The organism is Mesorhizobium sp. WSM4808 (assembly GCF_055811675.1).
In genome coordinates this window covers 1-13822 of the sequence record NZ_JBVVQX010000018.1, presented here as the reverse complement: position 1 = coordinate 13822, position 13822 = coordinate 1, and the positions used below count along the sequence as shown (strand labels likewise).

The following is a 13822-nucleotide window of genomic DNA, read 5'->3' as shown; positions in this document are numbered from 1 at the left end:
CAAGCATCTTCATTCGTTGCACATTCTCTAGCCAGAACCGGCGCAATGTGCAACGCGGAATGACGCCACATTAAGGCGCAATTGGGAAAATGCCGGCCTTCGGCTTTGGCCGCGACCAAAGCGCCGCGCGTCCCTGAGGACGCGCAAAAGACGCTTTGGAATTTCATACTTAGCGCACGATCTTTCCGAAAACCGATTACACTTTTCGGGATCGTGCGCTAGGACCAAACAGGCATGACTGACGCAAGTGAAAATCACGTTTCGGGTGCGGATGGCAAGGTCGCGGTGGTGATCGTTGCGGCCGGCCGTGGTGCGCGCGCCGGACAGGCCAACGGACCGAAGCAATATCAACACATTGGCGGCTTTGCCGTCATTGCACACACGCTGGACATTTTTCTGGCCCACCCGCGGACCAGCGAGATCGTCGTCGCCATTCATGCCGATGACCATGAGCTGTTCCGGCAGGCGGCGGGCGCCAATGCCGAGCGCGTCATCGCCATCATGGGCGGGGCGACGAGGCAGGAATCCGTTCGGCTCGGCCTGCTTGCCCTTAGAGGCCAGGCGCCGGCGCAGGTCCTGATCCATGACGCCGTGCGTCCGTTTGTCGATGCGGACCTGATAGATCGCACCATCGCCGCCATCGGCGAGCGCGAGGGCGCGTTGCCCGCTTTGCCCGTCGCCGACACGCTGAAGCGCGAATCGGCCTCCGGCGTGGTTGGCGAAACCGTATCGCGCAGCGGGCTTCACGCGGCGCAAACGCCACAGGGCTTTCCGTTCTGGCCCATTCTTGCCGCGCACGAGAAAGCCCATCATCTGGGAAAAATGGATTTTACCGACGATGCCGCGATCGCCGAATGGGCGCATATTCCGGTCAAGATCGTTCCGGGCTCGCCGGACAATGTCAAACTCACCTGGGCACGGGATATTGCGATGGCGGACCAGCGGCTTTCCGGCGAACGCGTGCGCTTTCCCGACATCCGTACCGGCAATGGCTACGACGTCCACGCCTTCGAACCGGGAGACCATGTCACTTTGTGTGGCGTCGCCATAGCGCACGACAAGAAGCTGTCCGGCCATTCCGACGCCGATGTCGGTCTGCACGCCTTGACCGATGCGCTGCTGGCGACTTGCGGCGCCGGCGACATCGGCACGCATTTTCCGCCATCCGACCCGCAGTGGAAAGGCGCTGCGTCGCGCATATTCGTCGAGCATGCGGCGAAACTGGTCCGCGCGCGCGGCGGCCGCATCGCCAATGCCGACATCACGCTGATCTGCGAAGCGCCGCGCGTCGGCCCGCATCGCGAGGCCATGACCGCAGCCCTTTCGCAGATGCTGGCAATTACGCCGGATCGCATCTCGATCAAGGCCACAACCAATGAGAAGCTCGGCTTTGTCGGGCGTGAGGAAGGCATTGCGGCGATCGCCACCGCCAGCGTGGTGTTTCCCGGCGAGGTGCCGGAATGACCCACAACGAGCTGGCAAATGCCCTGCTGCAAGCCTGCCAGAGACGCGGCATTATGCTAGCAACGGCGGAAAGCTGCACCGGCGGCATGATCATCGCCGCGTTGACTGACATCGCCGGCTCGTCCGCCGTGATCGATCGTGGCTTCATCACCTATTCCAACGAAGCCAAGATGGACATGCTCGGTGTTTCCACCGCCACGCTCGAGGCGCATGGCGCGGTTTCAGGCGAGACTGCAATTGAAATGGCGGCAGGCGCGCTTGCCCGTTCGCGCGCCGGGCTGACCCTGGCGGTCACCGGGATCGCTGGGCCTGGCGGCGGTTCGGCGGAAAAACCGGTCGGCCTGGTCTGGTTCGGGGTTGCGCTGGACGGCCGACCGATTGTCGCCGAGCACCAGCTCTTTGCAGACAAAGGCCGCGATTTCATTCGTCGCGAAACGGTCCGGCAAGCGCTGGAGCTGGGCCTGCTTGCGCTCGGCTAACCTTAGAGCAATTCCAGGAAAAGTGTGAAACGCTTTTCCGTCCGGAATTGCGTAAAAACAAGGAGTTAGAGCGGGTCGCCGTTTCCGTGAAACGGTGAACTGCTCTAGACCCGGGGTGCTGCACCGTAGATGACGTCGGCGCGCTTCTCAAAGGCTTCGGCGAACATGCGGAAGGCGCGATCGAACATGGTCCCCATGACCGCGCCCAGAATACGGCTCTTGAACTCGTAGTCGATGAAGAAGCGGACGGTGCACCCGACGCCGTCCGCTTCGAAACGCCAGACGTTGCTCAAATATTTGAACGGCCCGTCGATGTACTTCACCTCGATGGTGTTCTCGGCGGGCTTCAGCAGCACCTGCGTCGTGAAGGTTTCGCGGATCGCCTTGTAGCCGATGCTCATGTCGGCAAGCAGAACCGTGCGCCCGTCACGCTCCTTGCGCGAGCGAACCGTCAGCGCTTCGCAAAGCGGCAGGAATTGCGGATAGGATTCAACATCGGCGACCAGCGCGAACATCTGCTCGGGTGTATGGGATACGCGTCGGGTGGCTTCGAATTTTGGCATGAAACCAGCGGGTTAAGCTGTTTTCTTGAGAATCGCTTCCCGTGCCGCACGCAGCTTGGCGAAATCGTCGCCGGCGTGATGCGACGAACGCGTCAGCGGGCTGGACGCCACCAGCAGGAAACCCTTGGTCCGGCCGATCGTCTCGAAAGATTTAAACTCCTCCGGAGTGACGAAGCGGATCACCGGATGGTGCTTCTTCGACGGCTGCAGGTACTGGCCGATGGTCATGAAGTCGACATTGGCGGACCGCAGATCGTCCATCAGCTGCAGGATTTCATTCCGTTCTTCGCCCAGCCCCACCATGATGCCGGACTTGGTGAAGATCGACGGATCAAGCTCCTTGACCCGCTGCAACAGCCGGATCGAATGGAAATAGCGGGCGCCCGGACGAACCGTCAGATAGTTCGACGGTACGGTTTCGAGATTGTGGTTGAAGACGTCGGGCTTGGCGGCCACGACGACCTCCAGCGCGCCGTCCTTGCGCAGGAAGTCGGGCGTCAGGATTTCGATCGTCGTCAGCGGCGTTGCCGCCCGGATGGCGCGAATGACTTCGGCGAAATGCTGCGCACCGCCATCGGCGAGATCGTCGCGGTCGACCGAGGTGATGACGACATGGGTAAGGCCCATCTGCTTGACCGCATGCGCGACACGGGCCGGCTCATCCGGGTCAAGCGCGGTTGGAATGCCCGTGGCGACGTTGCAGAAGGCGCAGGCGCGGGTGCAGATCTCGCCCATGATCATGAAGGTGGCGTGCTTCTTTTCCCAGCATTCGCCGATGTTGGGGCAGCCGGCCTCTTCGCAGACCGTCACCAGCTTGTGCGATTTGACGATTTCGCGCGTTTCGGCATAGCCCTTCGACACCGGCGCCTTGACGCGGATCCAGTCGGGCTTGCGCAGCACATCCTGATCAGGCTTGTGCGCCTTTTCCGGATGCCGCAAGCGCGGGGCGTTGGCGATCGTATCGAGGACAGTGACCATCGGGAAACCTGGTTCATTCGCGACGCCAGTCAGGCGTTCGCTGTCATAACGTCATCTAGGACTTTTCAACGCAAAGAAAAAGGCCGCCGCGGCGCATGCCGCAACAGCCTTTTTCGCATGGGGCCTCTTCAGTGATGCTAACGGCGCACAAGACGCCCGGCCCAGATCAGCAGGCAGGCACCGATAAAGCCGGTGATGAGATAGGCAATCCAGCCGACGCCGAACGGGCCAAAATTGAGAGCCTGCAGAATGGCGTTCAGCACGACCGCGCCGACGATGCCCATAACGATGTTCATGAAGATGCCGGTGTCGCTCTTCATGAACATTTCGGCGAGCCAGCCTGCCAGGCCGCCGATGATGATGGCTGCTATCCAGCCGACGCCATTCAGGTGCATATGCCTTCTCCTTGTGTGATGCGTGAAAACGCATCCGCAAACGAAGTACCTTGCCGCCGGGTTCCATCTGTAGCAGCGCTTTCAATCTATCAGGCGTTGAGCGCGCGGCCATAGGCGTCGAGCACGCTTTCCTTCATCATCTCCGACAGCGTCGGGTGCGGGAAGATGGTGTGCATCAGCTCTTCCTCGGTCGTCTCCAGGTTCATCGCCACGACAAAGCCCTGGATCAGTTCGGTCACTTCGGCACCGACCATGTGGGCGCCGAGCAATTGACCGGTCTTCTTGTCGAAGATGGTCTTGATGAAACCCTGATCCTCGCCGAGCGCAATGGCCTTGCCATTGGCGGCGAACTGGAAGCGCCCGACGCGGATGTCCTTGCCCTCGGCCTTGGCCTTGGCTTCCGTCAGGCCAACCGAGGCGACCTGCGGATTGCAGTAGGTGCAGCCCGGAATCTTCAGCTTGTCGGTGGCATGCACGCCAGGAAAATCAGCGATCTTCTCGATGCACACGACCCCCTCATGTTCGGCCTTGTGGGCGAGCATCGGCGGGCCGGCGACATCGCCGATGGCGTAGATGCCCGGCACATTGGTCTTGCCGTAGCCGTCGATGACGATGCAGCCGCGCTCGGTCTTCACGCCTAGCGCCTCAAGCCTGAGGCCCTCGATGTTGCCCTGGACGCCGACGGCCGAGATCATGCGATCGGCGGTGATCTTCTCGACCTTGCCGTCCTTCATCTCGACATGCGCCGTGACCGAATTGGGACCCTTCTCGACCTTGGTCACCTTGGCTTCGAGGATGATCTTCATGCCTTGCTTCTCGAACTGCTTCTGCGCGAATTTCGAGACTTCGGCATCCTCGACCGGCATCACCGCCGGCAGCAGCTCGACCACCGTCACCTCGGCGCCCATGGTCCGGTAGAAGGAGGCGAATTCGATGCCGATGGCGCCTGATCCCATGACCAGCAGCGACTTCGGCATCTCCTTCGGCACCATGGCCTCGAAATAGGTCCAGATCAGCTTTCCGTCCGGCTCGATGCCGGGCAGCGCGCGTGGTCGCGCGCCGGTCGCCAGGATGATGTGCTTGGCGGTGTAGGTGCCCTCGCCCTTGACGCCTTTCGGCACCGGCGGCTGCGGCTCCATCGGCTTCTTGGCCGTCTTGGACACGACGATTTCGCCCGGCTTCGAAAGCTTGGCCTCGCCCCAGATGACGTCGACCTTGTTCTTCTTCATCAGGAAGGCAACGCCGCCATTCAACCGCAGCGAGACCTTTCGCGAGCGATCGACCACGGCCGCTGTATCGACGCTGACTTTGCCGTCGAGCTTCAACCCGTAATCCTTCAGGTGATCCGAATAGTGCATGATCTCGGCCGAACGCAGCAGCGCCTTGGTCGGGATGCAGCCCCAGTTAAGGCAAATGCCGCCGAGATGCTCGCGCTCGACGATCGCCGTCTTGAAGCCGAGTTGCGCGGAACGCACCGCGGTGACATAGCCGCCAGGGCCGGAGCCGATGATGATGACGTCGTAGGATTCAGACATTTTATGGTCCTTATTGAAGCGAGGCTTCACCGAAAGAAGGTTTTGGTATCGACCATGGCTCTTGCTTCAGCATTGGAGGCCTGAAAGCGGGCTCATGCATCAATACCGAAAGGGCATCGGAAACCCAGAGCCCTAGAAGCGCGTAGCCTGCAAGAAGCCGACTTCGGCGGCCTTGCCAATGCACAGCCAACCAGATGCCGATGATCAGAAATGCATCGACTATCATGTCGCTAACATCACACGCACCAGCGGCGCCAGCGCCTTGCCGATGTTTCGCGTGTTTTCGGCGTCGAGATGGACGCCGTCGAGAGGGGTGGTTTGCGCCACGCTGCCGGCGTCGAAGAAGCCACAGCCGGCTTCGTCGGCGAGCGCGGCATATTGCGGTGCCAAAAACTTCGAGGCGTCATCGCCACCGGCGAACATTTCCTTGAAGTCGGCATTTTCGGTGCGGCTGACGACAGGCGGCGAGACGATCAGTATCTGCGGCGCGGGCCAGTCGAACGGATAGTCGTGACCGCGCACGATGTCGATCAGCCGCTGAATGCCCTGCTTGGCCGCGACGGGATTGCCGTGGATCCACGGCTTCATGTCGTTGGCGCCGAGCATGATGGCAATCAGGTCGATCGGCGCATGGGTCGTCAGGACGGTTGGCAGCAGTTTTGCACCGTTGCGGTCCGCACCGGCCAGATGATCGTCGAAGGCCGTGGTGCGGCCGTTGAGGCCATCGGCAATCACTTGCACGCCGGCGCCTAACGCTGCCTGCAGCACGCTCGGCCAGCGGTCTTCCAGCGCATGGCGGCCACCTTCGGCATTGTAGCCCCAGGTTAGCGAGTCGCCGTAGCAAAGAACCGTCTTCATGCGCCCACCTGTGCGTTAATCGAGCCGCGCCTCAACCGCCAGCGCACGAACAGCCAGTGAACCAGCACAGTGGCCAGGTTCGGCAAAACCAGGCCGGCGATGATTGGCAGGTCGCCTCCCCACTGGCGCTTGCCGATCGGTTGAGAGAACGTCCAACCGATCAGGCCGAGCCCGATCAGCACGAACAGGAGAATTGCGCAGAGGGCCAGCCAGTTGATGATCGTCGGTGCGTTCGAAAAAAGCTGCGCGATGAAAAACACGATCGTTGCAACAATGGTGACAAGCACCGACGTCATGAACACCAGAATGTATTCTTCCTGCGCATGGGTTGCGACCGCCAGCTGTTGAGCAACCAGGCCGCCTGCCAATCCTGACAGGAAAAACGCCATGAGGGAGGTGAAGAAGATCCGCACCGCCCTCTCCGTCCTAGACCAGCATGCCCATCGGGTTCTCGATCAGCCGCTTGAAGGCGACCAGCAGTTCAGCCCCAAGCGCGCCGTCGACGGCGCGGTGATCGGTCGACAGCGTCACCGACATCACGGTGGCGATCTTGATCTCGCCATTCTTGACCACCGCCCGCTCCTCGCCGGCGCCGACCGCCAGGATGGTCGCATGCGGCGGGTTGATGACCGCAGCAAAATCCTTGATGCCGAACATGCCGAGGTTGGACACCGCCGTGGTGCCGCCCTGATACTCTTCCGGCTTCAGCTTGCGGCCGCGCGCACGGCTGGCCAGGTCCTTCATCTCGTTGGAGATGGTGGACAGCGTCTTTTCGTCGGCCTTGCGGATAATCGGCGTGATCAGGCCACCGGGGATCGACACGGCAACGCCGACATCGGCATGCTTGTGCTTGACCATGGCGCTTTCGGTCCATGAGGCATTGGCATCCGGCACCGCCTTCAGCGCCATGGCCATCGCCTTGATGACCATATCGTTGACCGACAGCTTGTAGGCCGGAGCGTCGCCCTTGTCAGTCTTCTTCACCGGGGCAGCCGCATTGATCTGCGTGCGCAGCGCCAGCAGCGCATCGAGTTCGCAATCGAGCGTCAGGTAGAAATGCGGGATGGTGGACTTGGCCTCGACCAGGCGCCGCGCAATGGTCTTGCGCATATTGTCATGCGGGACGAGGTCGTAGGAGCCCTGTTCGAACAGTTTCAGGACCTGATCATCCGACATCGCCTTTACCGCAGGCGCAGGAGCGCCAGCAGGAGCCTTGGCGGCAGGCGCCGCCTGGGCACCTCCACCGGCAATCGCCGCGTCGACATCCGACTTCACCACCCGACCATGTGGGCCGGTGCCAGTCACGGCAGACACATCGACACCGGCCTCCTTCGCGATGCGGCGTGCAAGCGGCGACGCGAAGGTGCGCTCGCCAGCCGCATGGCCGTTGGCAACCGGAGCCGCATCTGCCTTGGATGCGGTCGCGACCGGTTCGGCCTTGGGTGTCTCAGCCTTCGGTGCGTCAGCCTTGGGAGCCTCCGCTTTCGGCGTCTCGGCTTTGGCTGGTGCGGCAGTATCGCCGCTTTTCGCGGCAGCGCCCGCATCCTCGCCCTCTCCGGCGAGCACGGCGATCAGCGCATTGACCTTGACGCCTTCGGTGCCGGCGGGAACGACGAGCTTGGCAACCGTGCCCTCATCGACAGCCTCGACTTCCATCGTCGCCTTGTCGGTCTCGATCTCGGCAATCACATCGCCCGGCGAAACCTTGTCGCCTTCCTTGACGAGCCACTTGGACAGATTGCCCTCTTCCATCGTGGGCGACAGGGCCGGCATGGTGATGTTGATTGGCATTTTGTCCTCCCGCCCGGTTCAGCGATACGTGACGGCTTTGACCGCCTCGATGACTTCGCCGACATTCGGCAACGCCAGCTTCTCGAGGTTCGCCGCATAAGGCATTGGCACATCCTTGCCGGCGATGGTGATGACCGGCGCGTCCAGAAAGTCGAAGGCGCGCTGCGACACCTGGTTGGCGATATGGTCGCCGACCGAGTTCTGCGGATAACCTTCCTCCACCACCACCAGGCGGTTGGTCTTCTTGACCGAGGCGATGATGGTGTCGAGATCGAGCGGCCGGATCGTGCGCAAGTCGATGATCTCGGCATCGATGCCAAGGCCACGCAGTTCCGCTTCAGCCTTGACCGCATAGGTCATGCCGATGCCGAAGGAGACGATGGTGACGTCCTTGCCTGATTTATGGATGCGCGCCTTGCCGATCGGCAACACGAAATCGTCCAGCTTCGGCACGTCGAAGGACTGACCGTAGAGGATTTCATTCTCGAGGAAGATGATCGGGTTCGGATCGCGGATCGCTGCCTTCAACAAGCCCTTGGCGTCAGCGGCGGTGTAGGGCATCACCACTTTCAGGCCCGGAATGTGGCTGTACCAGGCGGCATAGCACTGCGAGTGCTGAGCGGCGACGCGTGCGGCGGCACCGTTCGGTCCACGGAACACGATCGGCGCGCCCATCTGGCCGCCGGACATATAGAGCGTCTTGGCGGCCGAGTTGATGATCTGGTCGATCGCCTGCATGGCGAAGTTGAAGGTCATGAACTCGACGATCGGCTTCAGGCCGGCCATCGCCGCACCCACGCCAACGCCGGCAAAGCCATGCTCGGTGATCGGCGTGTCGACGACGCGCCGCGGCCCGAATTCCTGCAGCAGGCCTTGCGTGATCTTGTAGGCGCCCTGGTATTCGGCAACCTCCTCGCCCATGACGAAGACATCGCCGTCGCGGCGCATTTCCTCGGCCATCGCATCGCGCAGCGCTTCGCGCACCGTGGTCGAGACCATTTCCGTGCCGGCCGGAATGTCCGGATCGGCCGCGATTTCCGACTTCGGAGCAGCAGCCACCGGCGCAGCCGGCTTTGCGGCCTCCGCCTTATCCTCTGCCGCCGCCGGAGCCTCTGCCTTTGCAGGCGCTTCCGCCTTGGCCGGCGCCGCGGCCTTGCCGATATCCCCGGCACTTTCGCCGTCCTGTAGCAGCACGGCGATCGGTGTGTTGACCTTGACGCCTTCGGTACCGGCGGCGATCAGGATCTTGCCCAGCGTGCCTTCGTCAACGGCTTCGACTTCCATCGTCGCCTTGTCGGTCTCGATCTCGGCGATGACGTCGCCGGCGACGACTTTGTCGCCCTCGTTCTTCAACCACTTCGAAAGATTGCCCTCTTCCATGGTCGGCGAGAGAGCGGGCATGAGAATTTCGATCGGCATGTCCTTGCCCTCCCGTTACAATACGATATCGGTCCAGAGCTCGGACGGATCCGGCTCCGCGTCGTTCTGGGCAAATTCGGCGGCATCCGCGACAATGTCGCGGACCTCCTTGTCGATGGTCTTGAGCTCGTCCTCGGTCGCCCACTTCTTTTCCATCAGCCGTGCCTTGACCTGCTCGATCGGGTCATGGTCCGAGCGCATCTTCTGCACTTCTTCCTTCGAGCGGTATTTGGCCGGGTCGGACATCGAGTGACCGCGATAGCGGTAGGTCTGCATTTCGAGAATGATCGGCCCGTTGCCGGCGCGGCACCATTCGGTCGCCTGGTCGCCGGCGGCCTTGACGGCGCGGACATCCATGCCGTCGACCTGGATGCCGGGGATCTTGAACGAGGCGCCACGGTGCGAAAAATTGGTTTCCGCCGAGGAGCGCGATACCGAGGTGCCCATCGCATAGCGGTTGTTCTCGATGATGTAGATCACCGGCAGCTTCCACAGCGAGGCCATGTTGAAGCTTTCATACACCTGGCCCTGGTTGGCCGCGCCGTCGCCGAAATAGGTCAGCGAAACATTGTTGTTGTCGCGGTAGCGGTTGGCGAAGGCCAAGCCCGTGCCGAGCGACACCTGCGCGCCGACGATGCCGTGGCCGCCGTAAAAGTGCTTTTCCTTGGAGAACATGTGCATGGAGCCGCCCTTGCCCCGGGACAGGCCGCCCCGACGCCCGGTCAACTCGGCCATGACGCCGCGCGGCGACAGTTCCATCGCCAGCATGTGGCCGTGGTCGCGATAGGCGGTGATCATCTGATCGCCATCGATCAGTGCCATCTTCATGCCGGTGACGACCGCTTCCTGGCCGATATAGAGGTGGCAGAAGCCGCCGATGAAACCCATGCCGTAAAGCTGGCCGGCCTTTTCCTCGAAACGACGGATGAGCAGCATGTGCCGGTAAGCGGCAAGCTCTTCGTCCTTGGTGAATTCGGCAGGCTTGGGGGCCGAAAGCCCCGATTTGCCGTCGGATTTGGATTTGGCAGGCGCTTTTCTGGCGGCGGTGGCCATGCATCACTCCCTGTTGGCGTCTCTTTGTGGACATTAGAGCAGATGAAATCTGCTCTGGGGAGATCAGCTCTTCCCCACCGATTTAAGGGAGGCTAACACGCGTCAAAGCGTTGCGCCATGCTGAATTTGCATAGCTGGCATGCGCCTAAGCGATTAAAATCATTGAAAATATTGATGATTAACTTGAAATCAGTTATTTCGACGAGGTCGGCAACATAATGGTGATTTCGTCAGCCTGGGACAGATTGAGCGCCTTGCGTGCCTGCTCATCGAGCATGTCCTTTTCGAGCGTGCCTTCATGCATCAACCGAACGCGGCGCTCGAGTTCCATGCGGCGCGCCTTGATCACATCGAGCTGGCCTTGCAGCGCCACCGTCTGGGCTTCCAGCTGATATTTCGAATAGATGCCGAATTCGCCGTGATAGGCGTGAAAGCCGAAATAGGCCAGGAACGCCACGCAAAGCGAGGGAATGATCAGTCGGCCGGTGTTTCTCTGCTTGTGCTGACGCGTCCACATGATCCAAATCCTCGCGGCCACGAACTCAGGCGGCTCCCCGTCTTTTCGCCCGATTGTGCTTAACGGACGGTTACGGGTGACCTGTTGGGCGGCGTCGAAACAAAAAAGGGCGGGAATGCTCCCGCCCTTTTGTCCGGTATCGATGAGCCGGTGTTTCTGGATCAGCCCTTGACCACCGACTTGCCGGCATAGCTTGCCTGCTTGCCGAGTTCTTCCTCGATGCGGATCAGCTGGTTGTACTTGGCCATGCGGTCGGAGCGCGACAGCGAGCCTGTCTTGATCTGTCCGCAATTGGTGGCAACCGCGAGATCGGCGATGGTCGAATCCTCGGTTTCGCCCGAGCGGTGCGACATGACGGCAGTGTAGCCGGCCTTGTGCGCGGTCTCTACGGCGTCGAGCGTTTCCGTCAGCGAGCCGATCTGGTTGACCTTGACGAGGATCGAATTGGCAACGCCCATGCGGATGCCGTCGCGCAGCCGCGCCGTATTGGTGACGAACAGGTCGTCGCCGACCAGCTGCGTCTTCTTGCCGATCAGGTCGGTCAGGTACTTCCAGCCTTCCCAGTCGTCCTCGGCCAAGCCGTCCTCGATCGAGATGATCGGATAGTCGGCGGCAAGCTTGGCCAGGTATTTGGCCTGGGCCTTGGGATCGCGCGTCTTCTTCTCGCCCTCATAGACGTAGTTGCCGTCCTTGAAGAACTCGGTCGCGGCGCAATCGAGGCCGAGCGCGATCTCGTCGCCCGGCTTGAAGCCAGCCTGCTCGATCGATTCCATGATGAAATCGAGCGCCACCGGCGCGCTTTTCAGGTTCGGGGCGAAGCCGCCCTCGTCGCCGACATTGGTGTTGTGGCCGGCGTCTTTCAGTTTCTTGCGCAGCGTATGGAAGATTTCCGAACCCCAGCGGACACCTTCGCGCAGCGTCGGCGCGCCGATCGGCAGGATCATGAATTCCTGGAAGTCGATCGGGTTGTCGGCATGCGCGCCGCCATTGATGATGTTCATCATCGGTACCGGCAGGAGATGCGCCTTGGTGCCACCGACATAACGGTACAGCGGCAGGCCGGCGGCATCGGCGGCCGCCTTGGCCACCGCCAGCGACACACCGAGAATGGCGTTGGCGCCAAGCCGGCTCTTGTTGGGCGTGCCGTCAAGCTCGATCATGGTCTGGTCGATATGGATCTGGTTTTCGGCTTCCATGCCGCCGATGGCCTCGAACAGCTCGCCGTTCACCGCTTCGACGGCCCTGAGCACGCCCTTGCCGAGATAGCGGGCGCCACCGTCGCGCAGTTCGACGGCCTCGTGGGCGCCGGTCGAAGCACCCGACGGCACCGCCGCGCGGCCCATCGAGCCGTCTTCGAGAATGACATCGACCTCGACGGTCGGATTTCCACGGCTGTCCAGGATTTCACGCCCGACAATGTCGATGATGGCGGTCATTTGCGATGTCCTCGATTGATCTGAAGAATGCCGCACGTCTTAGCCAAAGTGCTGCAAAAGGCAATCGGCCGGCCGGCAATTATTGCCGCGGCATCAGCCTCTGAACGATTCACGAAGCGCAAATCGCTGTCATCATAAGTCATGCACGGTCGGCTGACTTCCGGTTAAGGTGCAGCGCGCGGGGCGAAACAGGAGGAGTTTCGCCATGTCCCAGTTGAGTGGTATCGTGAGTCTGTTCCTGATCGCGGCGGCATTCCTGACGTCGTGCGACAATCAGCAGTCGCCGCCGAAGGCGATGGCCCCCTTACACGTCAGCGAATAAGCCAGAATACAAAGCGGCCCCGTCTCTCGACGGGGCCGCTTTGTCGTTGCTGTCAATGCCAGTAAGGCGTGACCTTGTAGTAATTGTAAGATTCGTCGCGCGCCGCCTCGCCATCCGCCCCGCTCAATTCGTTGATCGAATAGGCAGGCGCCGCCCTGAGTTGTTCCTTGGAAAACGGCACGACATAGCCACCCTTGTCCTCATCATAGTCGAGGCTCGCCCACGGAATGGCGTGATATTTTTCGCCAATGCCGAGGAAGCCGCCAAAACCGATCACCGCGAACATGATGCCGTTCGTCATCTTGTCGAGCATCACATCCTCGATGCTTCCGATGCTCGTGCCTTCGGTATTGTAGACCGATGTACCGATGACCCGTGAGGCGGCGATGGCTTGGGTGTGACCTGTCTGAGTTGTCATGATTGTGCTCCTCATTGTGGTTTAGAACCATACTTGGACAATGAGGGGCGCGGGCGAAGGTTCCCGACTTTTTCGGCGACGCCCGGTCACTCCGCGAGGATGAAGGTAACCTTCATATTGACGCGATAAGCAACAATCTTGCCGTCTTGGACGACGATCTTCTGGTCCTGGATCCAGGCGCCCTCGACGTTCTTCAGGGTTTTCGAGGCGCGCGCAATTCCCTGTTCGATGGCGTCCTGAAAGCTCTTCTTCGACGACGATGTGATTTCGGTGACGCGGGCGACGGACATGGCTTCCTCCTGCCAAAACGCTCAGTTGCAAGGCAAGCGTATAGCCGGCTCGTGCCTTCCACAAGCGCCGGCGGTCGGCAGGGTATGCGTCCGGCCTTAGAGGCCCTTGGCGATACGGTCGAATGCCATCAGCCGCTCGAGCAAGGCTGGCATGTCCTTTAACGGCAGCATGTTCGGGCCATCCGACGAGGTCGAATTGTCAGGATCCTGGTGGGTCTCGATGAACACGCCGGCAACGCCAACAGCGACGGCCGCGCGCGCCAGCGTCTCGACAAAACGACGTTCACCGCCCGAGGACCCGCCC

Annotated in this window: 15 protein-coding genes and 1 pseudogene; 2 read left to right on the top strand and 14 right to left on the bottom strand. The window is 61.3% G+C overall.

Annotated features, from left to right (window positions below; translation table 11 throughout):
• Positions 1-234: 234 nt before the first annotated feature.
• Both AC0L2U_RS27150 and AC0L2U_RS27145 read left to right on the top strand, forming a co-directional pair.
• Positions 235-1464 carry a bifunctional 2-C-methyl-D-erythritol 4-phosphate cytidylyltransferase/2-C-methyl-D-erythritol 2,4-cyclodiphosphate synthase gene (locus AC0L2U_RS27150; RefSeq protein ID WP_127810323.1) on the top strand — a complete coding sequence of 410 codons (1230 nt, stop codon included), beginning with the start codon at positions 235-237 and terminating at the stop codon, positions 1462-1464.
• Positions 1461-1943 (top strand): CinA family protein, encoded by a 483-nt coding sequence (locus AC0L2U_RS27145; RefSeq protein WP_128289423.1) that lies wholly within the window; start codon positions 1461-1463, stop codon positions 1941-1943. The genes AC0L2U_RS27150 and AC0L2U_RS27145 overlap by 4 nt, the downstream gene beginning before the upstream one ends.
• A gap of 104 nt (positions 1944-2047) precedes the next feature.
• Here AC0L2U_RS27145 and AC0L2U_RS27140 read toward each other — a convergent pair whose 3' ends face one another.
• From AC0L2U_RS27140 to AC0L2U_RS27075, 14 genes and pseudogenes are all read right to left on the bottom strand, one after another.
• Positions 2048-2506 (bottom strand): type II toxin-antitoxin system RatA family toxin, encoded by a 459-nt coding sequence (locus AC0L2U_RS27140; RefSeq protein ID WP_127810320.1) that lies wholly within the window; start codon positions 2504-2506, stop codon positions 2048-2050.
• A 12-nt stretch (positions 2507-2518) separates the two neighbouring features.
• The gene (gene lipA / locus AC0L2U_RS27135) at positions 2519-3484 is read right to left on the bottom strand and encodes a lipoyl synthase (protein ID WP_127329039.1); all 966 of its coding nucleotides are present in this window, start codon (positions 3482-3484) and stop codon (positions 2519-2521) included.
• 137 nt (positions 3485-3621) lie between these two features.
• A complete protein-coding gene (locus AC0L2U_RS27130) occupies positions 3622-3879 on the bottom strand; it encodes a GlsB/YeaQ/YmgE family stress response membrane protein (protein WP_127397206.1) in 258 nt (85 codons plus the stop codon).
• A gap of 89 nt (positions 3880-3968) precedes the next feature.
• Positions 3969-5414 (bottom strand): dihydrolipoyl dehydrogenase, encoded by a 1446-nt coding sequence (gene lpdA, locus AC0L2U_RS27125; protein WP_127397207.1) that lies wholly within the window; start codon positions 5412-5414, stop codon positions 3969-3971.
• 222 nt (positions 5415-5636) lie between these two features.
• A complete protein-coding gene (locus AC0L2U_RS27120; protein ID WP_127810318.1) occupies positions 5637-6272 on the bottom strand; it encodes an SGNH/GDSL hydrolase family protein in 636 nt (211 codons plus the stop codon).
• Positions 6269-6685: a hypothetical protein gene (locus AC0L2U_RS27115; protein ID WP_127810317.1), complete on the bottom strand. Its 417-nt coding sequence runs from the start codon at positions 6683-6685 to the stop codon at positions 6269-6271. Before AC0L2U_RS27115 ends, AC0L2U_RS27120 begins: the two co-directional genes overlap by 4 nt.
• A gap of 13 nt (positions 6686-6698) precedes the next feature.
• Complete coding sequence (locus AC0L2U_RS27110) at positions 6699-8063, bottom strand: pyruvate dehydrogenase complex dihydrolipoamide acetyltransferase (protein ID WP_473602893.1); 1365 nt, start codon at positions 8061-8063, stop codon at positions 6699-6701.
• Between the two features lie 18 nt (positions 8064-8081).
• The gene (locus AC0L2U_RS27105) at positions 8082-9482 is read right to left on the bottom strand and encodes a pyruvate dehydrogenase complex E1 component subunit beta (protein ID WP_127271464.1); all 1401 of its coding nucleotides are present in this window, start codon (positions 9480-9482) and stop codon (positions 8082-8084) included.
• A 15-nt stretch (positions 9483-9497) separates the two neighbouring features.
• On the bottom strand, positions 9498-10535 hold the full coding sequence (gene pdhA, locus AC0L2U_RS27100) for a pyruvate dehydrogenase (acetyl-transferring) E1 component subunit alpha (RefSeq protein WP_127272717.1): 1038 nt from the start codon (positions 10533-10535) through the stop codon (positions 9498-9500).
• 193 nt (positions 10536-10728) lie between these two features.
• Complete coding sequence (locus AC0L2U_RS27095) at positions 10729-11052, bottom strand: FtsB family cell division protein (RefSeq protein ID WP_127270588.1); 324 nt, start codon at positions 11050-11052, stop codon at positions 10729-10731.
• Between the two features lie 161 nt (positions 11053-11213).
• Entirely contained in the window at positions 11214-12488 is a 1275-nt protein-coding gene (eno, locus tag AC0L2U_RS27090; RefSeq protein ID WP_127273626.1) for a phosphopyruvate hydratase, read from the bottom strand.
• A 374-nt stretch (positions 12489-12862) separates the two neighbouring features.
• Positions 12863-13228 carry a PRC-barrel domain-containing protein gene (locus AC0L2U_RS27085; RefSeq protein ID WP_127270592.1) on the bottom strand — a complete coding sequence of 122 codons (366 nt, stop codon included), beginning with the start codon at positions 13226-13228 and terminating at the stop codon, positions 12863-12865.
• 86 nt (positions 13229-13314) lie between these two features.
• Positions 13315-13518, bottom strand: a complete 204-nt coding sequence (locus AC0L2U_RS27080) for a dodecin family protein (protein WP_013531476.1) — start codon at positions 13516-13518, stop codon at positions 13315-13317.
• A 96-nt stretch (positions 13519-13614) separates the two neighbouring features.
• A pseudogene (locus tag AC0L2U_RS27075) lies at positions 13615-13822 on the bottom strand (3-deoxy-8-phosphooctulonate synthase); the annotation flags it as partial.